At 69.7% G+C, this 25066-nt stretch carries 19 protein-coding genes and 1 tRNA gene; 10 read left to right on the forward strand and 10 right to left on the reverse strand.

Annotation, left to right across the window (positions count from 1 at the left end):
* Positions 1-15: 15 nt before the first annotated feature.
* Together LHU95_RS22720 and LHU95_RS22725 are read right to left on the reverse strand one after the other, a co-directional pair.
* Positions 16-900: a lipid A biosynthesis lauroyl acyltransferase gene (locus tag LHU95_RS22720; protein ID WP_248709230.1), complete on the reverse strand. Its 885-nt coding sequence runs from the start codon at positions 898-900 to the stop codon at positions 16-18.
* Positions 897-1919 carry a zinc-binding dehydrogenase gene (locus LHU95_RS22725; RefSeq protein WP_248709231.1) on the reverse strand — a complete coding sequence of 341 codons (1023 nt, stop codon included), beginning with the start codon at positions 1917-1919 and terminating at the stop codon, positions 897-899. Before LHU95_RS22725 ends, LHU95_RS22720 begins: the two co-directional genes overlap by 4 nt.
* 74 nt (positions 1920-1993) lie before the next feature.
* On the opposite strand from LHU95_RS22725, the gene cobT reads away from it, so the two are divergent.
* The 4 genes from cobT to cobO are packed head-to-tail and all read left to right on the forward strand — an operon-like array spanning position 1994 to position 4911.
* Positions 1994-3013, forward strand: a complete 1020-nt coding sequence (gene cobT / locus LHU95_RS22730; RefSeq protein WP_248709232.1) for a nicotinate-nucleotide--dimethylbenzimidazole phosphoribosyltransferase — start codon at positions 1994-1996, stop codon at positions 3011-3013.
* Complete coding sequence (locus LHU95_RS22735; protein ID WP_248709233.1) at positions 3010-3783, forward strand: adenosylcobinamide-GDP ribazoletransferase; 774 nt, start codon at positions 3010-3012, stop codon at positions 3781-3783. The genes cobT and LHU95_RS22735 overlap by 4 nt, the downstream gene beginning before the upstream one ends.
* Positions 3774-4286, forward strand: a complete 513-nt coding sequence (locus LHU95_RS22740; RefSeq protein ID WP_248709234.1) for a histidine phosphatase family protein — start codon at positions 3774-3776, stop codon at positions 4284-4286. Before LHU95_RS22735 ends, LHU95_RS22740 begins: the two co-directional genes overlap by 10 nt.
* Before the next feature lie 22 nt (positions 4287-4308).
* Positions 4309-4911: a cob(I)yrinic acid a,c-diamide adenosyltransferase gene (gene cobO, locus LHU95_RS22745; RefSeq protein WP_248709235.1), complete on the forward strand. Its 603-nt coding sequence runs from the start codon at positions 4309-4311 to the stop codon at positions 4909-4911.
* 328 nt (positions 4912-5239) lie between these two features.
* Here the strand turns inward: cobO and LHU95_RS22750 are convergent, their stop codons facing one another.
* The 6 genes from LHU95_RS22750 to LHU95_RS22775 all read right to left on the reverse strand — a co-directional run bounded on the left by LHU95_RS22750 (position 5240) and on the right by LHU95_RS22775 (position 17514).
* Positions 5240-6406, reverse strand: a complete 1167-nt coding sequence (locus LHU95_RS22750; RefSeq protein ID WP_248709236.1) for an extracellular solute-binding protein — start codon at positions 6404-6406, stop codon at positions 5240-5242.
* Entirely contained in the window at positions 6403-7644 is a 1242-nt protein-coding gene (locus LHU95_RS22755) for a glycosyl hydrolase family 8 (protein WP_248709237.1), read from the reverse strand. The genes LHU95_RS22750 and LHU95_RS22755 overlap by 4 nt, the downstream gene beginning before the upstream one ends.
* 166 nt (positions 7645-7810) lie before the next feature.
* Positions 7811-12178, reverse strand: coding sequence for a VCBS domain-containing protein (locus tag LHU95_RS22760; RefSeq protein WP_248709238.1), 4368 nt, complete (start codon positions 12176-12178; stop codon positions 7811-7813).
* 328 nt (positions 12179-12506) lie between these two features.
* A complete protein-coding gene (locus tag LHU95_RS22765) occupies positions 12507-13805 on the reverse strand; it encodes an HlyD family type I secretion periplasmic adaptor subunit (RefSeq protein WP_248709239.1) in 1299 nt (432 codons plus the stop codon).
* A complete protein-coding gene (locus LHU95_RS22770) occupies positions 13802-15853 on the reverse strand; it encodes an ATP-binding cassette domain-containing protein (protein ID WP_248709240.1) in 2052 nt (683 codons plus the stop codon). The genes LHU95_RS22765 and LHU95_RS22770 overlap by 4 nt, the downstream gene beginning before the upstream one ends.
* Positions 15850-17514: an ABC transporter transmembrane domain-containing protein gene (locus LHU95_RS22775; protein ID WP_248709241.1), complete on the reverse strand. Its 1665-nt coding sequence runs from the start codon at positions 17512-17514 to the stop codon at positions 15850-15852. Before LHU95_RS22775 ends, LHU95_RS22770 begins: the two co-directional genes overlap by 4 nt.
* 664 nt (positions 17515-18178) lie before the next feature.
* Between LHU95_RS22775 and LHU95_RS22780 the strand changes: the two genes are divergently transcribed.
* From LHU95_RS22780 to LHU95_RS22790, 3 genes are read left to right on the forward strand one after another with little or no spacing between them, the layout of a single operon-like run.
* A complete protein-coding gene (locus LHU95_RS22780; protein WP_248709242.1) occupies positions 18179-18769 on the forward strand; it encodes a hypothetical protein in 591 nt (196 codons plus the stop codon).
* Positions 18747-19685, forward strand: coding sequence for a threonine dehydratase (locus LHU95_RS22785; RefSeq protein WP_248709243.1), 939 nt, complete (start codon positions 18747-18749; stop codon positions 19683-19685). The genes LHU95_RS22780 and LHU95_RS22785 overlap by 23 nt, the downstream gene beginning before the upstream one ends.
* The gene (locus LHU95_RS22790) at positions 19682-20812 is read left to right on the forward strand and encodes an amidohydrolase (RefSeq protein WP_248709244.1); all 1131 of its coding nucleotides are present in this window, start codon (positions 19682-19684) and stop codon (positions 20810-20812) included. Before LHU95_RS22785 ends, LHU95_RS22790 begins: the two co-directional genes overlap by 4 nt.
* 118 nt (positions 20813-20930) lie before the next feature.
* Here the strand turns inward: LHU95_RS22790 and LHU95_RS22795 are convergent, their stop codons facing one another.
* Both LHU95_RS22795 and LHU95_RS22800 read right to left on the reverse strand, forming a co-directional pair.
* Positions 20931-21824, reverse strand: coding sequence for an NAD(P)-dependent oxidoreductase (locus LHU95_RS22795; RefSeq protein ID WP_248709245.1), 894 nt, complete (start codon positions 21822-21824; stop codon positions 20931-20933).
* Positions 21825-21828: 4 nt separating this feature from the next.
* On the reverse strand, positions 21829-22332 hold the full coding sequence (locus tag LHU95_RS22800) for a carboxymuconolactone decarboxylase family protein (RefSeq protein WP_248709246.1): 504 nt from the start codon (positions 22330-22332) through the stop codon (positions 21829-21831).
* A 149-nt stretch (positions 22333-22481) separates the two neighbouring features.
* On the opposite strand from LHU95_RS22800, the gene LHU95_RS22805 reads away from it, so the two are divergent.
* The 3 genes from LHU95_RS22805 to LHU95_RS22815 all read left to right on the forward strand — a co-directional run bounded on the left by LHU95_RS22805 (position 22482) and on the right by LHU95_RS22815 (position 24743).
* On the forward strand, positions 22482-23366 hold the full coding sequence (locus LHU95_RS22805; protein ID WP_349292641.1) for an alpha/beta hydrolase: 885 nt from the start codon (positions 22482-22484) through the stop codon (positions 23364-23366).
* A 240-nt stretch (positions 23367-23606) separates the two neighbouring features.
* Complete coding sequence (locus tag LHU95_RS22810; RefSeq protein ID WP_248709247.1) at positions 23607-24575, forward strand: tripartite tricarboxylate transporter substrate-binding protein; 969 nt, start codon at positions 23607-23609, stop codon at positions 24573-24575.
* A gap of 93 nt (positions 24576-24668) precedes the next feature.
* Positions 24669-24743 (forward strand) — tRNA-Gly (locus LHU95_RS22815).
* Positions 24744-25066 lie beyond the last annotated feature (323 nt).

Genomic DNA, 25066 nt, shown 5'->3' on the forward strand with positions numbered 1-25066 from the left:
GCCCGGTTTCCCTGTTCAGGGGCGCCAGCGCCGATGCATCCATAGCCATTGGCCGGGTTCTTCGCGCACCCAGCCCTCGATGACCTGATTGATCATCGCCGTCGCCGCCTCGACGTCGATCTTGCCGGCGGCATCGCGCGGCAGTTCCAGGGGCGCGGTCAGTTCCAGGCGAAAGCGGTTCCCTGGCAGCCGGATCGCCCGCATGCCATGCACCGGCGCCTCGAAGCGCCGCGCCAGCCGCGCGATGAAGGGATTGGCCGCGACGGGATGGCCAAAGAAGGGCACGCGCGGCCCACGGCCAAAGCGCTGATCCACCAGCATGCCCAGGTTGATGCCCTGGTCCACCGCCTGCGCCATGCGGATCGGCGCGGACAGCCCGGCGGGAATCAACTCGCCCATGATGGGTGCCCGCATCTTCACGATATCGGCCGCGATGAAGGGATTGTTCGGCGTGCGATAAAGCAGCGCCGCGCGCTGGCCAAAGGCATGGGCGATGACGGCGGGCAATTCCCAATTGCCCAGATGCGCGCCGAAGATCAGCACGGGCCGGCCCCCCTCCCGGATCGCGGCGAAGCGCGCCTTGGTCGCGTCATCCGATTCCACGCGCCGGCCATCGCCATCATAGAGCACGTCCAGATGCGGGTATTCGCAGACCGTGCGGCCCAGATTGGCCCAGGATTGGCGGGCGATGGCCTGGCGCTCGGCTTCGTTCTTCTCCGGGAAGGCGAGGCGGAGATTCTCCATGGCAAAGCGGTGATGCGGCAGCCAGGGGCCGATCTTCGGCGCCAGCCAGGCGCCCAGGTTGGAGGCGCGATCCGGCCCCAGCAGGCGCAAGGCGCCAAACACCCGGCGCGAGAGCCAGGCGACCAGCCATTCCCCGATCCGCTGTAGGCGCTTCACAGCCGGATGACGATCTTTCCGAAGACGTTGCGCGCTTCCAGCCGCGCGAGGCCTTCCTCGAAACGCTCCATCGGCAGCACCGTATCCAGCACGGGGCGCACGCCGTTCGCCATCTTCTCCAGCCCCTCGGCGATGTTGCGCAGGGTGGCGCCGAAGCTGCCCTGGATGCGCAATTGCCGTTGGAAGATCATCATCAGGTTGGTCTCGGCCGACACACCGCTGGTGCTGCCGCAGGTGACCAGCCGCCCGCCCATCTTCAGCGAAAGCAGGGAGCCCGCCCAGGTGGCGGCCCCCACATGCTCGAACACCACATCCACGCCGCGCTTGCCGGTGACGCGGCGGGCGACACTTTCGAAGCGGTCGGTGTTGTAGTTCACCACGTAATCCGCCCCTTCGGCGCGCGCCTTCTCCGCCTTGAATTCATCGCCCACCGTGCCGATCACGGTGCAGCCGATGGCCTTGGCCATGCGCACCGCGACCGTGCCGATGCCCGAGCCCGCGGCATGCACCAGCACCGTCTCGCCCGGCTCCAGCTTCGCATTGTCGAAGAGCATGTGCTGCACGGTGGAGAAGGTGATGCCGGCACAGGCCGCATCCTCGGCCGTCACACCCGCCGGCACGGGCACGCAAAGCCGGGCGGGGATGTTGATCAGCCCGCGCGCGAAGCCATCGGCGTGGAAGCCGCGAATGCCCTTCACGTTTTCGCAGAGATTGTCGCGCCCGCGCAGGCATTCCTTGCAGGTGCCGCAGGTCAGCCCGCCATAGGGGACGGCCATCTGCCCGATGACGAGGCCCGTCACACCCTCACCCAGGGCCGCCACTTCGCCCACGCCTTCGGCGCCGACGCTGATGGGCAGGTCCCGCTTGGCGAATGCCATGCCGCGCCAGCCCCAGACGTCAATATGGTTCAGCGCCACCGCCCGCATCGCGAGCTGCACCTCGCCCGGGCCGGGCGGCGGCGGGGGCGGAATCTCCATCAGGCGGAGGTCACGGTCGGCGAGGAGTTGGAGAGCGCGCATGCGGGGGCGGATAGCAGGGTTCCGCCGGAGGCCCAAGGTGGACATGCGGCGCGGAACCGCCTTGAAGGGCGCCCATGGCCATGAATACCCCCTCGCATGATTTCGAAGCCGCCCTCCAGGCGCGGATTGACGGCAAGACCAAGCCTCGCGGCGCGCTGGGCCGCATCGAGGCGCTGGCGGCGCAGATCGCCCGCGCGCAGGGCAGCCTGGCGCCGCGCATGGAAAGCTGCCGCCTGATCCTCTTTGCCGGGGATCACGGCATCGCAACGGAGGGGGTCTCGGCCTATCCGCAGGCAGTGACGCGCCAGATGGTGCTGAATTTCCTGGCGGGCGGGGCGGCGGCCAATGTCTTCGCGCGGCAGGCGGGCATCCCCGTCGCCGTGGTGGATTGCGGGGTGGCGGGGCCGCCGATCACGGATGAACGGCTGGTCTCCCGCCGCATCGGGCCCGGCACGGCGAATGCGCTGCATGGCCCGGCGATGACGCGGGCCGAGTGCGACGCCGCCCTGGAGACGGGCCGCGCCCTGGCCCGGGAGGGGGATTTCGACGCGCTCTGCCTGGGTGAGATGGGCATCGGCAATACCTCCGCGGCTGCGCTGCTGGCGCATAAGCTCAGCGGTGGCGCGCTGGAGGGGCTGGTCGGGCGGGGCACGGGGCTGGATGCGGCGGGGCTGGCCCGCAAGACGGCGATCCTGACGCGGGCCGCCGCCCGCACGGCGCCCCGCCTGGATGGGGTCACGGCGCTGATGGAGTATGGCGGCTTCGAAATCGCCGCCATGGCCGGCGCCATGCTGGGTGCCGCCGCGATGCGCCGCCTGGTGCTGGTGGATGGCTTCATCGCCTCGGCCGCCGCATGCGTGGCGCTCGACATGGCGCCGGCGATCCGCGGCCACCTGGTCTTCGCCCATCGCTCGGCCGAGCAGGGGCATGCGGCGCTGCTGGCGGCCCTGGGGGCCGAGCCGCTGCTGGATCTCGGCCTGCGGCTGGGCGAGGGCTCGGGCGCGCTGCTGGCCTGGCCGCTGCTGCGCGCCAGCGCCGCCATGCTGAACGAGATGGCCAGCTTTGAAAGCGCCGCGGTGAGCGGCCCGGCATGAGGCAAGCCCCGCTCCGGGAGGAATGGGCCATCTTCCTGCTCGGCGTGCAGTTCCTGACGCGCGTTCCGGTCCCGGCCAGCGATGTTTTCACGCCGGAACGGCTGACGGCGGCGACGCGCTATTACCCCCTGATCGGCGCGCTGATCGGCGGCGTCGCGGCTGGTGTCTATGCGCTGGCCGCGCTGGTCTGGCCGCCGGCGGTGGCCGTGCTGCTCTGCATCGCGGCCGGCATCGCGCTCACCGGCGCCTTCCATGAGGACGGGCTGGCCGACATGTTCGATGGCGTGGGCGGGGGCCTGACGCGGGAACGCGCGCTGGAGATCATGAAGGATAGCCGCATCGGCACCTATGGCACGGTGGCGCTGCTCCTCGCACTCGCGCTCAAGGCGGCCGCGCTGGCGGCGATGCCGGCCATGACCGTGGTGCTGGCGCTGATCGGCGCCCATGCGCTCAGCCGTTTTTCCGCCGTGCTGGTGATCGCCAGCAGCCGCTATGTGCGCGACCACGGCACCGCCAAGCCCGTGGCCGATGGGGTAAGCCGGGCCAGCCTGCGCATCGCCGGCGCCACGGCGCTGGCCTTGCTGCCGGCGCTGGGCTGGGGCCTTGGGGTGCCGGCGCTGCTGCTGGGGCTGGCCGGGCTTTGCCTGGGCCATCTCGTCATGCGGCGGGTCTTTGAACGCAAGCTCGGCGGCTATACCGGCGATTGCCTGGGGGCCGTCCAGCAGGCGAGCGAGCTGGGCTTCTACCTGGGGCTGCTGGCATGGCTTTGATGCTGATGCGGCATTTCCGGCCCGCCATCGGCCCGGGCATCTGCTACGGTGCCACCGACCTTGACCTGGCCGAGGGGCATGAGGCGGCGCTGGCCGCGCTGATGGCCAGGCTGCCCGCGCTGGATGGCGTGATCAGCAGCCCGTTGCGCCGCTGTCGGCTCCTGGCGGAAGCGATCGCCGCGCAAAGGGGGCGTGCCGTACAGCTCGACCCGCGCCTGCGCGAGATGGATTTCGGCGCCTGGGAGGGCCTGCCCTGGGACGACATCCCGCGCGCCGAGCTGGATGCCTGGGCGGCCGATTTCCTGCAGGCCCGCCCGCATGGCGGTGAATCCGTGGCGCAGCTGCGGGCGCGCAGCCATGCGGCCCTGGCCGAGCATCGCGCCCGGCCCGGGCGGCACCTGCTGGTGACCCATGCCGGGGTGATCAAGGCGGCGCTGGCCACCGGCGATCGCGCCGAGGATTGGCCCGCCTCCCTCGCCTTTGGCGAGTTCGTGACCATCTGACCGCCGACAGGAGATTCCCATCATGCCCGACGACGACACCCACAAGGCCGCGATGCAGGCGCTGAAGGCCGAGCAGCGCCGCAAGATCATCGAAGCCGGCGACCCGGATCGCGGCCTCGTTTTCGTTCACACCGGCAATGGCAAGGGCAAGTCCAGCTCGGCCTTTGGCGTGATCATCCGCGCGCTGGGCTGGGGCCACAGCGTGGGCGTGGTGCAGTTCATCAAGGGCGACTGGCCCACCGGCGAGAAGCAGTTCTTCGCCAAATACGAGGACCAGGTGGTCTGGCGCACCATGGGCGAGGGCTTCACCTGGGACACCCAGGACCGCAGCCGCGATACGGCAACCGCCGTCGCGGCCCTGGCCGTCGCGGCGGAGATGCTGGCCAGCGGCGCGCATGACCTGGTCGTGCTGGATGAGATCAACATCGCGCTGCAATTCGAATATCTGACCGTGGAGGCGGTGCTGGCGGCGCTGGCCGGGCGGTCCCAGCGCACCAGCGTGATCCTGACCGGGCGCGATGCGAAGCCGGAGGTGATGGATTACGCCGACCTCGTCTCGGATATCCGCGAGGTGAAGCACCCGTTCCAGGCCGGCATCAAGGCGCAGCGCGGGCTGGATTTCTGAAGCAGGAGCCAGCGCCCCGGCAGAACGAAGGTCCAGGAAACCCGGTTTCCTGGCGAGTGAGCGCGAGAGGGCGCGATGCACTTTACCGCCAGATGAGGTGAGCCATCGGCGGATGTCGCAACCAAACAGATCCGCATCTTGCCAAGCTGGCAACGCAAACGACGCGCGCTGCCGATCAGACTGCCCTTGCGCCGGCCAAACCGTTGCGGGCGACGCTACCCTCGCGGGTGTCCACCGCGTGACAGCTGCGATCGCTGAGGGGGGGATGGCCGGCATTGAGCAGATCGGCAGGCCTGTCAGCGCGCGTCCGGTTCAGGGCGCGTCCGGTTCAGGGCGCCTCTCCAAACCGTGCGCCGATGCTCTCATCCCAGCGCCGGACCATGGCAGCCAATGCGCGCGGCGCCAGCGGTGCCACCGTATGCCGGCTGGTCATGGTCTCCGCGAGCTCTGGCGTCATCACCTGTGTCCATCGCTGGAGGTCCGCGGGGGTGACCGCGCCAGGGGGCAGTGCCTCGCGCGCGGCATGGCTGGGCACCAGGCCCCGCCCAAAGACGCGCATCTGGATTGTCGGTGCCAGCATGAAGTTCATGTACGCCGCGATGGCCGATAAGCGCTCCTGCGGCACCGGGCGTGGCACGGCCAGGATGATGCTGTTGGGGAGCAGGGGGCCAGCCTCCATCAGGACGCCGCGCGTATCGGCTGGCAGCGAGCCCATCGTCACGCCGCCGATATAGCTGTTCAGGACGCAGGGCATGAGGTCACTGCCGCCTTCGGCAAACTCCTCCAGGGCAGCCCCGCCTGAGCTGGGATAATAGCCGACATGGCGTCCCAGCTCCGCCAGGTACTCCCAGCTGCGTGGCCAGCCGGCCAGGGGGTCGAGCGGGTCAGGATCGCCCAGCAGATGGGGCAGCGCGTTGACGAAAAGCTGGCCGAAGCGGGACTGCCCCGGGCGAGGATATTGGAACCGTTGCGGGTTCTGCCGGGCATAATCGAGCAGCGCCGCCGGCGTTCGTGGTGGCGTGACCAGGCGGGTTGGATGGTGGATCAGGAGCGGGCCTCCCGGGGCGGCCATGATCACCAGGCCGCTGTTGCCGAGCACGGCCTGGACCTGAAGCCCGACGGGCGTTGCCGCAGCCAGGGCCACCTGGATCATACTGTCGGGCAATGGCTGCCAGAGGTCCCGCATCGCACCTAGCGCGTAGCCAGCGAAGTTGGTCAGCACGATCTCGGTGTCAGTTAGCCCGTCAGCGACCTCCCGCTGCAACTCGCTGGTGATCGAGGACAGGTCGGCGACACGGATTGACAGGCCGGGCAAGGCGGCACCTGCCTCCAGCGGCAAGTCGTGCAACACGGCCGCTGACTGCTGGACGCTTTCCGCCACGGCCATGACCCGAAGATTGGCCTCAGCAGAGTGCAGGGTCTGCGCCCGGCCGCGCCCCAGCCAGGCACCAGGCAGGATGCCCGCCAGGACGGCGCGGCGCGGCGTGGCACTCATCGCGGCGGAGCCAGGCCGTGCAGCCCTGGTGGCACACCCCGAACCTGCGCAGGAAGATGACGGTCGGCGCGGGCCAATTGCCCGGGCGCCGCCTGATCCTGCGTTTGGCCGTGGAAATGCCGGAACCATTGCCAGGCTGCTTCTGTCGCTTCGGTCAGTTGAGAAAACTGGGATGGCGCATCGGCCGTGGCGACTTCAGGCGCCAAGGCGGGCGCTTCTGCCGGCATGTGGGGCGCGATCCGGCTCTGCAGGACGAGGGCGGCGGCAAAGTAATCCGGCGCCTCCGCCACCGCGATCGGTCGGCCGGCATCTTCGCCGCGACGGGTCAGCAGCAGGGCATGCACGGCCCGGATGCCGGCATGGCCGGGATAAGGGGCAATTTCGCCGCTGCGCAGATCAACCCAGGCGGGCGGGCGTCTCGGATGCGCGGATGCGCTCCAGTAGGCATGGGCGGAGTGGAGCATCGGCACAGCGTGGCCTTGCCAGGCAAGGTTCAGCGGTACGCGAAGAGCGTCCCACGAGAAGCGCTCCGGCCAATGGGTGGCCGGGGTCGGCGGTCCGCCATGGGCTGGCAACAAAAGCCAATCCGGTGGCAGCCGCCACCGTCCGAAGGCCGACTGCTCCACCAGGGCCAGCCCATCATGCTCGAGGCGTGACCAGCGTGGATCGGGCACAGCCCGGGAGAGCGCCCTCAATGCGGGAAACGCGTAGTAGGAGAGGTTGATGGTGGTCCCGCTGGCATCCTGGAACCCGAGCGCCCCGGGCAGCATCACCGTGCGGCCATTCACCTCCTTCACGCAGCAGCGCAGGATATCGGTCGCGATGCCGCGGGCCGCGGCGCCATATTCGGGGGACTGCCATCGCTCCGAGGCCATCAACAGCGCCCAGGCGATGAAGATGTCGCCGTCCGTGGCGTTGTTGCTGTCACTCACGCCGATGCCGGCATGGGGCTCGAAACGCCACGCATGAAGGTGATCAGACGCGCGCGAGAGATGCCGATGGGTCCATTGCCAGATCAGGTCAAAGCGTGGGCGGTCATCGAAATGCACCGCGAAGAGCATGCCATAGCCCTGCCCCTCGCTGTGCGAGATGCCGCGGTTGGCGGTGTCGATCACGCGGCCTTCCGGCCCGAGGTAGCGCCGGACGAAGGCCTGCCATTCGGTGGCCCCAGGCGCGGGCGGCGGCACGGCGAAGCTGGTCCCCAGGCTCAGAAAAAACGCCAGCAGACTGAGCGCCATGAGGCGTAAGGGCCGGGCTGCAAATGGCTTTTGCTGTCTCATGGGCCCCCTTTCTATTGCGTGGTCCTTGCATGGCCAACATCGCGTGCGCGCTCACGATGGCCCAGGCTGAAGCGCCATCCCATTTGGCGGGGGATGCAGCCGGATCATCGCCCCGCTGAGCGGATCACCGGTCATGAATGTCGTGCGGCAGGTGGCCCGACAAGGTGGGATCTTCCGGCAGCGGCTCCGGTGATCCAAGGGCTGCGGCAGCCTCATGGCCCGGGTTCGCCGGATCATTCGCATCTTCGGCCGCGTTCGGTCCGTGCGGAATCTCCGAGAGCGGGTCCACCGCGGGGGTGAGTGGGACGATGGACACGTCGCCGGCATCAGCGTCGGGCGGTGCCGAAGCTGCGGCCTCCGCCCCCAGAGCTGTCAGATAGGGGTTGCCCACCGGGTCCGGCGCATCAGCAGGCTCGGCGGTTGCGGGGATCAGGCTTTCATAGCCGGCCGGGGCATGGCCAGGCTCATCCTGTGGGGCTGGCCCCTCGGGTGGCGGGGCGCCCCGGCCATGTTCCCCGTGGTCGTAGCCGCCCATGCCCGAGGCTTGCCAGCCGCTCAACCATCCCGCGTGGCTGCTGGTGACGGAACCGCTGATGGCACCACCGCCCTCCCAGGCTTCATTCCGGCCATGGATCAGCACCTGGATCTCGTGTGTGCTCCCATCCATGGCATGGACGCGGACCGTCTCGGTGAGTGTCTCACCCTGGCGCAGGTCCTGGATTTCGGGCTGGGCGTTCTCCGCGCTGTAGCGCCAACTGCCATCGGCATTGACGACAAAACTGCCGTAGCGCCCGTCCAGGGTCTGCGGCACCAAGTGGTTCTGGTCGTGGTCGGTGTCCGTCACCACGACCACGCCTGCCGTGGTCAGCAGCCCCGATGGGCTGACCTGGCGGTCCTCCGTCACCTCTCCCGGGGTCGAGCGGAAGCTGGCGGCATCATTCGTGCCGTGAATGGTGACCTGCAGCTGATGCATCGTGCCGTCGGCGCTGTGAAGCTGAACGCGCTCGGTCAGCGTATCCCCCGCGCCGAGGGCCTGGATCGCGGCCTGGCTGTTGGGCGCCGCGTAGCGCCAGGTGCCGTCCGCATGGATGACGAAGGTGCCGTACTGCCCTGCGAGGGTCTGCGGCACCATGTGATCCTGGCCGTCGTCGCGATCCGCCACGCTCAGGCTGCCCGTCGCGAGGAGCAGGCCGGCAGACGAGACGTTGCGATCCTCGGTCACATCCTCGCGCGTGGAGGTGATCTGCGCGGCATCGTTCGTTCCCTGGATGGTCACGTGCAACTCATGCATCGTGCCGTCCAGGCTATGGATGCGCACGGTGTCGGTCAGGTGATCGCCGGCGCCGAGCGACTGGATGGCCGGCTGGCTGTTCTGCGCGGCGTAGCGCCAGGAGCCATCGGCATCCACGACGAAGGTGCCGTAGCTGCCGGCGATGGTGCCCGGCACCACATGCGCCTGGCCTGGATCGGGGTCCTCCACCGCCACGAAGCCGCTGGCGATGAGCAGGCCACCGCCGGTGACGTTCACATCCTCCTGCACCACGAGGGGCGTGGACTCGATGATCGCGTGATCATCGGTGCCGTGGATGTTGATGAGGATCTTCTGTGGGGTGCCGTCCTCGCTGTGGATGGTGAAGATCTCTTGCAGCGCCTCGCCCTGGTTGAGCTGCTGGACGGCCGGCTGGTCGTTCCTGGCCGAATAGGTCCAGGCGCCATCGGGCTGCAGGATCAGGGTGCCGTAATGGCCGTGCAGTTCCGCTGGCTGGACGCGGCTTTGGCCGGGATCGGGATCGAAGACGATGACCTTGCCGGTTGTGACGAGGAAGCCCGGGGGCGTGACGTTCCGATCCTCGGTCACGTCGCCTCGTGGGGCGACGAAATCGGGCTCCTGGTTGATCGGTGGCGGCAGTTGCGGTTGCGGCAGCGGCGGCTGATCGAGCGGTGGCTGCTGGCCCGTCGGTATCTGACCCGGCGGCGTTTGGACCACCGGCGGCAGGTCCGGCTGTGGCAGCGGCGGTTGATCGAGCGGCGGTTGCTGGCCCGTCGGCGTCTGGCCGGATGGCGTTTGGACCACTGGCAGCAGTTGTGGCTGCGGCAGCGGCGGCTGGTCGAGCGGCGGTTGCTGGCCCGTCGGCGTCTGGCCGGGCGGCGTTTGGACCGCCGGCGGCAGTTGTAGCGGCGGCAGCGGTGGTTGAGCGAGCGGCGGTTGCTGGCCCGTCGGCGTCTGGCCGGGCGGCGTTTGGACCGCCGGCGGCAGTTGCGGCTGTGGCAGCGGCGGTTGATCGAGCGGCGGTTGCTGGCCCGTCGGCGTCTGGCCGGGTGGCGTTTGGAGCACCGGCGGCAGTTGTGGCTGCGGCAGCGGTGGTTGAGCGAGCGGCGGTTGCTGGCCCGTCGGCGTCTGGCCGGGCGGCGTTTGGACCGCCGGCGGCAGTTGTGGCGGCGGCAGCGGCGGTTGATCGAGCGGAGGCTGCTGGCCCGTCGGCGTCTGGCCGGGCGGCGTTTGGACCGCCGGCGGCAGTTGCGGCTGTGGCAGCGGCGGCTGATCGAGCGGAGGCTGCTGGCCCGTCGGTATCTGGCCCGGCGGCACCTGCACCACCGGCGGCAGTTGCGGCTGTGGCAGCGGCGGCTGGTCGAGCGGAGGCTGCTGTCCGGTGGGTGTCTGGCCCGGCGGCGTTTGGACCGCCGGCGGCAGTTGTGGCTGCGTTAGTGGTGGCTGATCGAGCGGAGGCTGCTGGCCCGTCGGTATCTGGCCCGGCGGCACCGGCACCACCGGCGGCAGCGGCGGCTGGTCGAGCGGAGGCTGCTGTCCGGTGGGTGTCTGGCCGGGTGGTGTTTGGACCACCGGCGGCAGTTGCGGCTGTGGCAGCGGCGGTCGATCGAGCGGCGGTTGCTGGTCCGTCGGCGTCTGGCCGGGTGGTGTTTGGAGCACCGGCGGCAGTTGCGGCTGTGGCAGCGGCGGCTGGTCGAGCGGAGGCTGCTGTCCGGTGGGTGTCTGGCCGGGTGGCGTTTGGACCACTGGCGGCAGTTGTGGCTGCGGCAGCGGCGGCTGGTCGAGCGGCGGTTGCTGGCCGGTGGGTGTCTGGCCCGGCGGCGTTTGGACCGCCGGCGGCAGATGCGGCTGCGGCAATGGCGGCTGGTCGAGCGGCGGATCCTGTGGGCCCGGCCCTTGCAGCGGCGGCTCCTTCATCTGCGGCGGCAGATGCGGCTGCGGCAGGGGCGGCTGGACGAGCGGCGGGTCCTGCGGGCCAGGACCCTGCGGCGGCGGCTCCTTCATCTGCGGCGGCAGATGCGGCTGCGGCAGGGGCGGCTGGACGAGCGGCGGGTCCTGCGGGCCAGGACCTTGCAGCGGCGGCTCCTTCATCTGCGGCGGCAGATGCGGCTGCGGCAGCGGCGGCTGGACGAGCGGCGGGTCCTGCGGGCCCGGCCCTTGCAGCGGCGGCTCCTTCATCTGCGGCGGCAGATGCGGCTGCGGCAGGGGCGGCTGGACGAGCGGCGGGTCCTGCGGGCCAGGACCCTGCGGTGGCGGCTCCTTCGCCACGGGCGGGAGGTTGGGCTGCGGCAGCGGTGGCTGGACGAGCGGCGGGTCCTGCGGGCCAGGACCCTGCGGCGGCGGTTCCTTCGCCACCGGCGGCAGATGCGGCTGCGGCAATGGCGGCTGGACCAGCAGCGGATCCTGTGGGCCAGGACCCTGCGGCGGCGGCTCCTTCATCTGCGGAGGCAGATGCGGATGCGGCAATGACGGCTGGACCAGTGGCGGGTCCTGCGGACCGGGACCTTGCGGCGGCGGTTCCTTCGCCACCGGCGGGAGATGCGGCTGCGGCAATGGCGGCTGAACCAGCGGCGGGTCCTGCGGGCCAGGACCCTGCGGCGGCGGTTCCTTCAAGACGGGCGGCAGATGCGGATGCGGCAACGGTGGCTGGACCAGCGGCGGGTCCTGTGGGCCAGGACCCTGCGGCGGCGGCTCCTTCATCTGCGGAGGCAGATGCGGATGCGGCAATGGCGGCTGGACCAGCGGCGGATCCTGTGGGCCAGGACCCTGCGGCGGCGGCTCCTTCATCTGCGGAGGCAGATGCGGATGCGGCAATGGCGGCTGGACCAGTGGCGGGTCCTGCGGGCCAGGTCCCTGCGGCGGCGGTTCCTTCGCCACCGGCGGCAGATGCGGATGCGGCAATGGCGGCTGGACCAGTGGCGGGTCCTGCGGGCCAGGTCCCTGCGGCGGCGGTTCCTTCGCCACCGGCGGCAGATGCGGATGCGGCAATGGCGGCTGGACCAGCGGCGGATCCTGTGGGCCCGGCCCCTGCGGTGGCGGTTCCTTCGCCACGGGCGGGAGGTTGGGCTGCGGCAATGGCGGCTGAACCAGCGGCGGGTCCTGCGGGCCAGGTCCCTGCGGCGGCAGCTCCTTCATCTGCGGCGACTGGTTGGGCGGCATCACATCCGGCGAGCCAACGGCCGGCTGCGGCAAAGCTACCCCATTCGTGGCCCGGGAGGTCACGTCGGGATCCGGCGTGACAGGCGCCGCTTTCAGGGCTCCATGATCCGCAGCTTTGCCCGGCTCGATCTCTGGCGGCGACGCGGGTTGAGCTTCCGGCATCCAGCCACTGCTGCCATGCGGCGGCGCCACCCTGACGCCAGCCACCGGCGGCGGCGGCTCGGCCGCGGAGGGTATGGGGCGTCCGCCGCGCCAGACCCAGGCGAAAATCTCCTCCCAGATGCGCGGTCGCGCCGGCGCCCGCGCTGGGCTCGGGGCGTTCACAGCCTCCTCGGCGCCTGGCCGGGGCTTGGGATCTTCCGTGCTCATGCCTGCCGCCATCCGGGCATGTTCAGCGCTCCGTGAAGGCCAGGTCGAGCACGGTGTAGATCGGCTTCCAGAGGTAGCGGAACACCGTCTTCGCGCCGGTCGTCACATCGGCCTCGCCCGTCATCCCGGCCTGGAGCTGCAAGCCCGGGTCATCGCGGAAACCGGTCTGGTCCAGGCGAATACGCAGCCGGTAATAGGGTGGCGTGCGCGGGTCGCTCACGGTGGTGGCGGAGACCGATACCACCTCACCCGTCAGTGCCCCGAACCGGCTGAAATCATAGGCATCCACCTTCACCCGCGCACGCTGGCCCGGGGTGACGAAACCCACATCGCGCGGTGACAGGCGGGCCTCGAACTGCAGCCCTTCGGCGCTGGGCACGATCTCGGCCACCGTGCCGCCCGGGTTCACCACCATCCCTGCCCGCGGTGCCGGCAGGGATTGCACCAGGCCGGAGACGGGCGCCGTCACCACCGCATTCTCCACCCGGTCGCGGAGGGTGGCCACCTGCTCGGTCAGGCTGCGGAAGCGCACGCCAGCCTCGACGCGGTGCTCAGCCGCTTCGGCCTGGGCGCGTTGGCGCCTGCCCTGCATGGCGACGTCAAGCTCAGCCAACTGGCCCATGGTCACCAGGCGCTGGCCGCGCGCCTCGGCGAAGGCGCGGTTCGCGCGGGCCTGCTGCTCGATCAGATCCGCCACGCGCAGCTGCGAGGCCAGGCCGCGCGTTGCCAGCCCCTCGATCATCTCGCGTGAGGCGGTCAGCGCCCTGATCTCATCCTCGAAGGCGGGCAATTGCTCGCCGATCGCGGCCAACTGCGCCCGACGCGCGACGATCTGCTGCTCCACCGTGCTCATTTCGGCGCCCAGCAGCCGCCGCTGCGCGTCCAGCGCCGCTTGCTCACGCGCCACGAGGTTCGGGTATTGCGCGGCGAAGGCGCTGAAATCCGGGGCACGGTCGTCAATGAAGGCGCTGAGGCGCTCGATCGCGATCTCGGCCGCGGCGCGGTTGGCGAGTGCGGTGGCCAGCTCCGCTGCCTCGCGCACGCGGTTGAAACGCAGGATGGGCGCGCCCTGGCGGACCTCCGCGCCCTCCCGGGTGAAGACCTCCTGGACCAGGCCGCCATCGCGGGCGTCCACCACCTGCACATTGCCGGTGGGCACCACCGCGCCCTGCGCCCGCGCGATCTCATCCACCGGGGTGACCACCGCCCAGGCGATCGCCGCGGCGACAACCATGATGATGACCAGGGCCGCCAGATTCAGCGTGTGACGGATCACGCCGTCATCGAGATAGGGATCGTCCGGGGAAGCGTTCTCGGTCATGCGGTCTCCACAGATGGCGCTGGTTCTGCCGGCACCGGCATGCGCGGCGGGCCGAAATACACGACCTGGCCGCGGTTCAGCACGATCACCTTGTCCGCCAGCGCCGCGACCGCGGGATCATCGGCGGCGAAGATCACGCTAGCCTGGCCGCGCCGCTCACTCAGGAAAGCCTCGAAGTCCGGTCGAGCCGGGTCCGCGGCACCGCGCAGTGGCGTATCCATGATGACCACGGGTGGCGCCTTGGCCTGGAGGCGCGCCGCGCCCAACCGTGCTGCCTGAGCCAGCGAAGGCCCGGCCTTCCCTTCGGCCCATCCCTCCGGGAGCACCGCGCGCAGCGCCGGCCCCGAGAGCCAGGGTGCCGCCAGCGCCACATTCTCCTCCAGCGGGACACGAAAGACATGCGGCTTGCGCGGCACGAAGCCCATGGTGATCAGGCGATACTCATCGGGATCCATCTGGGCCAGGTTCCGCCCATCCACCAGCACGGCGCCGAGCTGAGGTTGCAGCAGCCCGGCCAGAAGCTGCAGCAGGGTGGATTTGCCGCAGCCCGTGGGCCCGACCACGGCCACCACCTCGCCCGGGGCGATGCGCAGCGAGATCCCGGTCAAGGCCTGTTCGGCGGCACCGGCGTGGCGGTAGCTCACGCGGTCCAGCTGAATCTCCGGCACGGTCCGGCTCGCGGGATGCAGGCGGTTCGGCGGGTCGGCCTCGATGGGGGTCTTCAGCACCGCCTCCAGCCGCGCCCGTTGTTGGCCGGCCTGTCGCAGCCGGCCAAGCGAGAAGAACAGCGCCTGGGAGGGCCCATTGATGCGCCAGACCAGCAGCATGGTCGCGATCAGCCCGCCCGCCGTCATGGCGCCTTCCAGCACCAGGCCGACGCCCGCCGCCAGCGTTGCCAGCGCCATGCCGGTCCCCAGCACGTAGCCCAGGGACTGGCCGAAGGCGGCGCGCGTGGCGGCGTGCATCGCGGTGCCGGCGGCATGACGCTGCTGCTCCGCGAAGCGACCGAGCCAGGCCGCCTCCAGCCCGGCATAACGCAGCGCCTCCGCCTTGCCGGCGAGTTCGGCCAGCATCGCCTCGCGCTGCGCCGCCGCAGCACCCGCCAGTTGCAGCTGCAGCCGCGAACGCCGTTCGAGCAGCAGCGCGACGCCCAGGAACATGACGAGGTAGAGCAGAGGTACCAGAACGATCCAGCCACCAATGGCCGCGACCGCCGCGAGGCTCAGCAGGATGAAGGGCGCATCAAACACACTGGTGCTGAGTGCATGCGAAAGCGGGTCCACGGGGCGCCAGGCCTCGGTCAGGCGCGCGATGGCGGCATGGCCCTGGAAGCGCCCGGCGATGGCGACCGGCGCGCGCAACAGGCGCTGCGCCACGCGCTTCTGCACCGCATAGCCGAAGCGGGCATGGGCGGCGGCGAGCAGCCGGCCACGCGCGAGACGCAAGGCCAGCAGCGCCAGCAGCACCAGCGCGCCACCGATGGCGAGCCCGGGCACGATCTCGGGCGAGGCGCCGCCGATCACCCGGTCATAGACCGCCATGACCAGGAAAGGGATGGCAAGCGCGAAGAGGTTGGCCACCAGGCTGACTACGAAGCCCGCCGTCAGCACATGGCGCAAATCCTCGTCGAACTCCGTCAGCGGCAGGTCGAACATGGCCCGCGCATGGAGCACGGCCTGGGCGCCGCCGACGCGTTGGTCCGCCTCGCTTCCCGTGATGGGGGCCGGCGGCCCCTCCGCGCCAACCGAGAAGATCTGCCCGGCCCGCTTGAGCAGCACCGCCACCTCGCCGCCGGGCTGCTGCGCCACCAGCGCTCCGTCGACGGCCTGGCGCCAGCGCCCCCGCGCACGGGCACCCTGGCTGACATCATAGCCGAGCCGCTCCAGCGTGCTGGCGAAGGGGCCGAACGCCAGCGGCTGGTCCGGGTCGCCGAGTGCGGAGATCACCACCGCCTCGCCCCGCTGATTGCCCAGCGCCCGCAGCAGCGGCAGCAACACACCACCGAGAGGGCCGGACAAGGCGGCAAGCGAAGGGGACACGCCGCTCATGCCGCCATTCGGTCCAGGCCCCGGGTCTCGGTCAGGGGGATCGTCTCGCCGGCCAGGGGGATGAGCATGGGGTCGTCCGTGACCAGCAGGATGGCCTGCCGGGCCGCGCCCAAGACCCGCGCGAGGCGCTGCCGGCCCTCGATATCCAGGCCGAATTCGGGATGGTGGAGCAGCAGCAGCGGTGCGTCGCTCGCCAGGGCTCGGATCAGGGCCACGCGCTTCGCCACGCCTTCGCTCATGCCGCTCAGCAGCATCGAACCGATGGGCGCCTGCAGGCCGTCCGGCTGCGCGTCCAGCAGCGCCGCAAGGCCCAGCGCCACGGCGAGACCACGCGCCTGGGCCGTCCGGCCGGGGTCCCAGCCGGTGAGGTTGTCCAGCACGGTTCCGTCAAAGAGTTCGGGCTGCTCCGGCACGAAGATGGCCGCGCCGGCCCGCACAAGGCTGCCTGCCGCAACCGCCTGGAATCCGCCCGCGGCCAGCAGGACATCCTGGCGGAGCGCGGCATCGCCGCCGGTCACGCGCGCGATGCGGCCTTCGGCGAGGATATGGCTGATGGGGGTATGCGCCGCGGCCCGCACCAGCACATCGCGCATGACCAGCGCGATGCCCGGGTCCAAGGCAAGGGGCGCCGCACCGGCCTGCTCGGGCAAGGTGAGCGCCCTGCGGAAACCGTCCAACTGGCTGACAGACGCCTTGGCAATGCTGCGGCGTGCCAGACTGCCAAAGGCGCCCAGCCCGGCCGAGACGGCGCGCCCCCCCAGGAGCGAGCAGGCGGCCAATCCGCCCGTCGTCATCTCGCCCCGCAGCACCAGCAGAGCGCCGGCCAGGGTGATCGCGAGGGTCGCTGTCAGGGCGGCGAGCTGGATTCCGTCCGTCAGCAGGCTCTCTCCCCGCTCCGCGCGCTCAGTTTCGCGCGCGTGATCGAGCATGGCGGCGTCAAGCCGTTGCATCAGCCGCCCGGCAAGGCCGAACCCCTTGCCATCGAGCAGCCCGTCCAGCGCATCTTCCATGCGGCCACGCACCGCCTGCTCCGCCGCGGCGCGCCGGATGCCGACTGCGCGATGGTGTCGGGCGAGGCCGGCCGCCAACAGCGCAAACAGCGCCAGGATGAGAAGGGGAAGCAGCACCAGTTGGCCGCCGATGAACCAGACAAGCGCCAGGAAGATGGCGGCGAAGGGCAGGTCAAAGAGCGGCAGGCGAGCGGCGGGACCGCTCGCGGCGCGCGCGCGGGACACGGCATCGAAGGCCGCGCGCCGGGCGGACTTGTCCGTGGTGGCGAGCCGGAGAGGCTCACTGGCCAAAAGGGCATGGGCGAGCCCCATATTTTCCCGATAATCGGCCAGGATGGAGGCGCGGGCGACAGCACGTGCCCGGGCCAACCGAAGCACCCCGTCCAGGAGGATCGCGACGCCAACAAGGATGAACAGGCTGAGCGCTGTTCCGTATTCAGCGGCCGGGAGGATCCGATCATAGACCTGGAGAAGGGCCAATGGGAGAATCAGCGCGAGCAAGTTGGACGCAACCGAAATCAACAGCATCCAGCCCGTGCGGAACCCTGCAGTCACGTGAATCTCCACTACAATAGAGCCAAGCCTTGCATGGGTGGAACGCTCTCGCAAACAAAAGCGGGGATCAGGCCGCGCTTGGCTGCGGTCATTCAACTGGTGGATTCAATATCCGTCGCGGTTTTGCATTTTGCCCCCACGGGCTCTTTTTCAAGCAGGCCGCTGAAGGCCTCGTTCGGTGTGGCCGATCCGGCGCCTCTCGCCGCATTTTCTCCGAGTACGCGTCGGGCCTCAGCCCCGTCGCGATCGCACGCCGCCTCAATGAGGATCACATCCCTGGACCCATGTGTCAGGGATGCAGCCAATACACCATCCGCAGACGCAGCGGCCACGGCGCGGGGTTCCCGCGCAACCGCCTCTACATCGGGGAGGCCGTCTGGAATCGCCGCCACCGCGTCGTGGACCCCTTCTCCGGGCGGTCGAGCATGCGAGGCAATGCGGCTGAGAAGCTGGTCGTCGTGCCCGTCCCGGAACTTCGCTGCATCGATGATGCCCTTTGGCGGAAGGTCCAGACCCGCCTCTTGGCAGGGGCGACGCCGGTTGATCCGGCTGCGCCCCAGGGGCGTTTCTGGGAAAAGCGCCGCCCGAAGCACCTGCTCTCCGGCACGGTGTTTTGTGGCTCCTGCGGCGGCTCCTGCTCCGCTCTGCGTGGGCGCGCCTGCGCCTGCACCAAGGCCGATCTCCGCCTCTGCACCAACCCTACACCGCCAATCGGGCAAAGCTCGAGCAGACCGTCCTCGACACCATGGGGCGGCAAATGATGGACCCGAAGCTCGCAGCCCTCTTTGCCGCGGAGTTCACGGCCGAATGGAACCGTCTAGCGGCGGATGCGAGTGCCGGGGAGACGCGTCTGACGCGCGAACTCGACGCGGTGGACAGGCCGTTGGCCCATCTGGTGGATGCCATCGCCAACGGGCTACGAAGCCCCATCCTGCAGGTCAAACTCTCAGCGCTGGAGACGGAGCGGGATCGGCTGCGACAGGCGCTGGCCGACGCAAAGCCTACCGATATTCGCCTGATGCCGAACCTCGGACATGCCGATCGCGCCACCCTGGATCACCTCCACGACGCCATCAGCGCCGGCGACAACCTTGAGGCCATAGCGACGGCACGGGCACTCATCGTCCGCGTCGTCATCCATCCTGCACCGCCGCATAAACCCCCAGGCATCACCATCGAAGGCCAGTTGGCCGCCATGCTGAAGGCCGCCCAAATCATCGATCAGACCACTCAACGCGCAGTAAATGAGCGCGCGAGACCAAAGCCCACTCGCACCGCCCCACCGCCCGGCATTTCCGTTTGGCCAGACGATGCCTTAGCCTTCCCTCATGTTCACCCTAGCCGCCCTTGAAGCCGCCGAATCCCTGATCCGGCGCCATTTCCCCGCCACGCCGCAATATGCCTGGCCGTTGCTGGCCCAGCGCGCCGGCTGCGAAGTCTGGGTCAAGCACGAGAACCACACGCCCACCGGCGCCTTCAAGGTGCGGGGTGGGCTCACCTATTTCGAGCATTTGCGCTCACGCGGCGTGATCAGCGCGACGCGTGGCAATCATGGCCAGTCGCTCGCCTATGCGGGGGCGAAGGCCGGCATTTCCGTCACGATCATCGTGCCCGAAGGCAATTCCACCGAGAAGAACGCCGCCATGCGCGCGCAAGGTGCGACACTGATCGAGCATGGCGCGGATTTCGACGTGGCACGGCACTATGCGCGCGAACTGGCGGCGGAGCGGGGACTGGATTTCGCGCCCTCCTTCGCGCCGGATTTGGTGCGCGGCGTGGCCACCTATGCGCTGGAGCTGTTCCGCGCGGCACCGCCACTGGATGCGCTCTATGTGCCGATCGGCCTGGGTTCGGGCATCTGCGGCTGCATCATGGCGCGGGACCTGCTGGGGCTGAAGACGGAGATCATCGGCGTGCAATCCACCGGCGCCGACGCCTATGCGCAAAGCTTCGCCGCCGGCCATGTGGTCGAAACGCCCAGCGCCATCACCCGGGCCGATGGCATGGCGACCCGCATCCCGGACCCGGCGGCGCTGGAGATGATCATCCAGGGGGCGGCGCGCATCGTAACCGTCACGGATGACGAGGTGCGTGACGCCATCCGCGCCATTTGGACGGACACGCACAACCTGGCCGAGGGCGCGGGTGCGGCCCCCTTCGCGGCCCTCATGCAGGAGCGCGACAAGATGCGCGGCAAGCGGGTGGCGACCATCCTCTGTGGCGGGAATATTGACCTCGCGCTGTTTCGCGAATGGGTGCTCGCATGATCCTGCAGCATGTGAGCCCGCTGGGCGGGGCGCCCGTGGATGTGCATGTGGCCGAGGGGCGGATCACCGCGCTGACGCCCAGCACGCGCGAGGGCGCGCCGCGCCTGCTGCTGCCCGGCCTGGTGGAAGGCCATTGCCACCTGGACAAGACGCTCTGGGGCCGGCCCTGGTGGCGCAATGAGGTCGGGCCCTCGCTGATGGACCGCATCAACAATGAGAAGGCGACGCGGCGCGCCATCGGCATGGATGCAGCCCGCGAAGGCCGCGCGCTGTGCGAGGCGCATCTGGCCGCCGGCACCACCCGGCTGCGCAGCCATGTGGATGTGGATGAGGAAAGCCGCCTCACCCATGTCGAGAAGCTGCTGGCGCTGCGCGAGGAGATGCGCGGACGCGTCGAAATCCAGCTCGTCGCCTTTCCGCAATCGGGCATCCTGCGCACGCCCGGCGTGGAGGAATGGCTGGATACGGCGCTGCGCCTGGGCTGCGACGCGGTGGGGGGCCTCGATCCCTCGCTGATTGACCGCGATCCGGTGCGGCACCTGGACATCGTGTTCAAGCTGGCGGAGCGGCATGGCAAGCCGGTGGATGTCCATCTGCATGAGGCGGGCGAGCTGGGCGCCTTCAGCGTGGAGCTGATCGCGGAGCGTGCGCGCGCCTTGGGCATGCAGGGGCGCGTGGTGATCAGCCACGGCTTCGCGCTGGGCGATGTGGCGGCCGCGCGGGCGGATGCGCTGCTGGCGCTGCTGGCCGAGGCGGGGGTGGCGCTCTGCACCTCGGTGCCGCCATCGCGCGCCGTACCGCCGCTCAGGCGCGCGCGGGAGCTGGGCGTCACGCTCTTTGCCGGCAATGACAATATCCGCGACACCTGGAGCCCGCACAACGCGCCGAACATGCTGGCCCGCGCGGCGATGGTGGCGCTGAAATACGAGCTGCGGCGCGATGAGGATGTGGCGCTGGCGCTGGATGCGGTGACATTCAGCGGCGCCCGCGCCTGCGGCTTCGCGGATTACGGCATCACGGTCGGCGCGCGGGCCGATCTGGTGGTCCTGGAGGCGTCCTGCGTGGCGGAGGCGGTGGTGGGTGGCTTGCGGCCGCTGGCCGTGGTGTCGAACGGCGTCCTGGTCTGAAGGCGGCTGGGGCCATTGGCCCCAGACCCCATTCCTGGGTTGGCCTTTGACCGCGGCGTGCCGGGCGGTTCTTCAAGGAACGGGGTCCGGGGCCCACGGCCCCGGCCGCCGGAGGCCCTTACGTATTCCCCCCGCTGAGCGTCTGATTGGCCAGCCGTTCCGACAGCTTCGCCACCGCCGTATGATCCTCTCCCGGCCCCAGATGCGTGGCTGCCGCCGCCCAAAGCTCCCGCGTGAGTGCGGCCAGCGGCGTCGGCACGCCCGCTTCCTTGCCCACCTCGATGGCGATGGAGAGATCCTTCACCATCAAATCCAGCCCGAAGCCCGAATCGAAGCGGCGCGAGAGCACGAATTGCCGGAACTTCTTCTGCGTCGAATTGTTCATGCCCGTCGAGGCGTTCAGCACATCCACCATCAGCCCCGGCTCCAGGCCCAGCTTCTGGCCGATCAGCAGCGCCTCGATGCCGATGAGAAAGCCGCCGGCGCTGACCAGGTTGTTCAGCGCCTTCATCGCCTGGCCGGCGCCGGTCTCGCCGCAGCGATGGATGGAGGTGCCCATGGCGCGCAGGATGGGCTCCGCCGCGTCCAGATCGGGCGTGGTGCCGCCGGCCATGATGGCGAGCTCACCGGATTTCGCGCGCGTGACACCGCCCGAGACGGGGCAATCCACCATGCGCACGCCGCGCGTCGCCAATCGCGCGGCAATTTCGCGGGTTCTCGTCGGGTTGCCGGAGGTCATGTCAATGAACAGGCAGCCCTCGGTGAGGGCGGGCAGGACGGCATCAGCGACGATCGCCACCTCCTTGCTGGTGGGCAGGATGCAGAGGAAGGCATCGGCCCCCTTCGCGGCCTCGGCGGGGGAGGCGGCGGCATGGCCGCCCACCTCCGTCACGAAGCGCGCCACCCGCTCGGGCGAGATGTCGGTGACGGTGACGTCATAGCCGGCCTTGATGAGGTTGGCGGCCATGGGCCAGCCCATATTGCCGATGCCGGCAAAGGCGACGCGCTTCATGGGATTACTTCTTCGTCTTGGGTTTTGCCGCGGCAGGCTTGGCGGCCGCGACCTTCTTCGGCGCGACGACGGCCTTGGGCGCGGCCTTCGGCTTCCGGGCGGGCTTCTCGGGCTTGGGCTTGATCGCGCCCTCGGCCAGCAGCACCTCATGCGCCGCCTTGAAGGCGTCGAGTGCGGCGGGGATGCCGCAATAGGCGGCGGCGTGGCTCAGCGTCGCGCGGATTTCATCCACCGTGACGCCATTGGCGAGCGCACCCTTCACATGCAGCTTCACCTCGGGGATCTTGCCGAGCGCGGTCAGCATGGCGAGGTTGATGATGGAGCGCGTCTTGCGGTTCAGCGTCGGGTCGCCCCAGGCCATGCCCCAGGCCCAGGAGGTGGTGATGCGCTGGAAGGCCATCATGAAGTCGTCGGCCTTGGCCATGCTGGCATCCACATATTCGGCACCGAGCACGGCGCGGCGGATGGGCAGGCCCTTCTTGAAGAGCTTGTCGTCATCGAATGCCATTGGAGTTTCCCCAGTCCTGTAGAATGGTTGTTGCAATATGGCGCAGGCTAGACGCGTTTCACCGAAAGGGAAGCCGCCGAGACGATCCCGGCATTTCTTTTCGTGCATGCTCCGACGCGGCTTGTGCGGCCGCCAGGGGTGAAGGGGAGGTGGCTTTGTTCTTCGATGGTTTCACGCTGGAAACGCGGCTGGTGGATGGCATGGCGGTGCGCTTCCGGCGCGGCGGCAGCGGGCCGCCCTTGCTGCTGCTGCACGGCAACCCGCAGACGCATGCCATGTGGCATCTCGTCGCGCCGGAGCTGGCGCAGCGCTTCACCGTCATCGCCGCCGATATCCGCGGCTACGGGTTTTCCGCCAAGCCGGGCGCCAGTGCCGATCACGCGCCCTATGCCAAGCGCGAGATGGCGAAGGATGTGGTCGGCCTCATGCGCGGCCTGGGGTTTGAGCGGTTTACCATCGTCAGCCATGATCGCGGGGCGCGGCTGGCGCATCGCATCGCACTCGACCACGCGGCGCATGTCGAGAAGCTGTGCGTGATGGATATCGTGCCCACGCTGCATCATTTCGAGCATGCGGATATGGCCTTTGGCCTGGGCTACTATCACTGGTTCTGGTTCGCCCAGCCGCATCCGGGGCCGGAGCGGCTGATCAGCCAGGATGTGGAGATGTGGTTCGACATCCACACCTCGCGCGAGCCGAAGGATCGCAGCTTCTTCCACCCCGAGGCGCGGGCGGATTACCTGGCGGCGCTGCATCTGCCCGGCACGGTGACGGCGATCTGCGAGGATTATCGCGCCGCGGCCAGCCTGGACCTGGTGCATGACCGCGCCAGCCGCGCGGCCGGCGAGAAGGTGGCGTGCCCCATGCTGGCGCTCTGGGGCGCTAAGGGAAAGATCGGCCAATGGTATGAACCGCTGGCGGTGTGGCGGAGCTATGCGGCCGGCCCGGTCAGCGGCCATGCGGTACAAAGCGGGCATTACCTGGCCGAGGAAGCCCCCGGTGAGGTTCTGGCGGCGCTGCGGGGGTTTTTGTAAGGGGCGGAAGCCGGGCGGCAGCGTGGCAAATCCTTGACATTTCAGGCATAATTTCCTAATTTGCCGGCCGTTGCTTGAAGCCGTGAATCAGTCCCCATCTTGGCCGGTTCCAGGGCCAGGCATTTGTCCGAAACCCGCGGTGCCGTGAAAACGCCCCGCGCGCGTTTTGGCGGCTGACATGGCCGGGCTTCCGGGTCGGGGGGTTCTTCGGCACGATGCCGCGCGTTTCAGGAGTTCGCCATGCGCCGCCGTTCCATCCTCGCCCTGCCGCTGCTGGGCCCTCCGCTCCTGGCCCCATTGGCTCTCAGCCTGCCCGCGCTGGCGCAACCCCGCGCCATCCGGGTGATCGTGCCCTTCGGCGCGGGCGGGATCATTGACGTGGCCGCGCGGCTGATGGCCGAGCCGATGGGCGCGGAGCTGGGCCAGACCCTGCTGATCGAGAACCAGCCCGGCGCGGGCGCCACCATCGGCGCAAGGAATGTGGCGCGCGCGGCGGCCGATGGGCAGACGCTGCTGGTCAGCGGCGCGGCGCATGCGGTGATGCCGGCGCTGTACAATGACGCGCCCGACCCGGCGCGGGATTTCACGCCGATCACGCTCATCTCCCAGCAGCCCTTCCTTCTGGCCGTGCACCCTTCCAACCCGGCGCGGGACCTGCCGGGTTTCCTCGGCTGGCTGCGGGAAAAGCGCGATACGGCGACCTTCGGCACCACCGGGATTGGCGCGGCATCGCACCTCGCCGGGGAATTGCTGAAGAAGCTGGCCGGGGTGGATTTCACCGTGGTGCCCTATCGCGGCACACCCCAGGCCGTGACGGACCTGACCGCCGGCCGGCTGGATTTCATGATTGACAGCCAGACGCTGCTTGCCCCGCTGGCCCGCGCGGGCCAAGTGATAGGGCTGGCCGTGACGACGCCCACACGCTCGGTCATGCTGCCGGATCTGCCGAGCATCGCCGATGTGGTGCCGGGCTTTGACAGCTCCTCCTGGCAGGGGATGTATGCGCCGGCCGGGCTGCCGGCGCCGCTGGCGGCCCGGCTGGCGGCCGCGGCGGCCGTCGCCCTCGCCCGCCCCGAGCTGCAACGGCGCTTCGCCGAGGCGGGTCTGCAGATGATGGCGCCGGGGCCCGACGCGCTGGCGCGCTTCCTCGCCGCCGAGACGGCGCGCTGGGTGCCCATCCTGCAGGCGACCGGCGCGCGGGGCGGCTGAGGGCCCGGGGCGCGTTCTGTAGGGCCCATGCTGTAGGGCCCATGCTGCAGGGCTTGAGTGCGGGCCGGCGCAGGGCTAAGGGTAAGGCTGAGCGCGGGCGTAGTTCAGCGGTAGAACGTCAGCTTCCCAAGCTGAATGTCAGGGGTTCGATTCCCCTCGCCCGCTCCATCAAATCAACGACTTAGACCCTATTTCCAGCTTGCCCCTGCCCCCGATTTTCGCCGGGGGCACACGGGGGGCACACTTACCGGGAGGCGCCCGGCCGCCTCGGCCCCTGAGCTCCCCGAGAATGGGGAGCGCAAATATGCCCACCCGGCACATTGAGGGAGGGCTTTTCGCCGAAGCGGGCGAAAAGGGTGTCAGTCCGACAGACACCCCTGCCGAAGGCAAAAGCCCGCCGCCTTCCTCTTCACCCTCGCCCGCAGTCGCCCGCCCCCGCCAGCACGGAACCGCAGAAACCCGCCACTTCCGGTCGACCCGGACGCGGCTGG

This window comes from Sediminicoccus sp. KRV36, from assembly GCF_023243115.1.
Classification (GTDB): Bacteria; Pseudomonadota; Alphaproteobacteria; order Acetobacterales; family Acetobacteraceae; genus Roseococcus.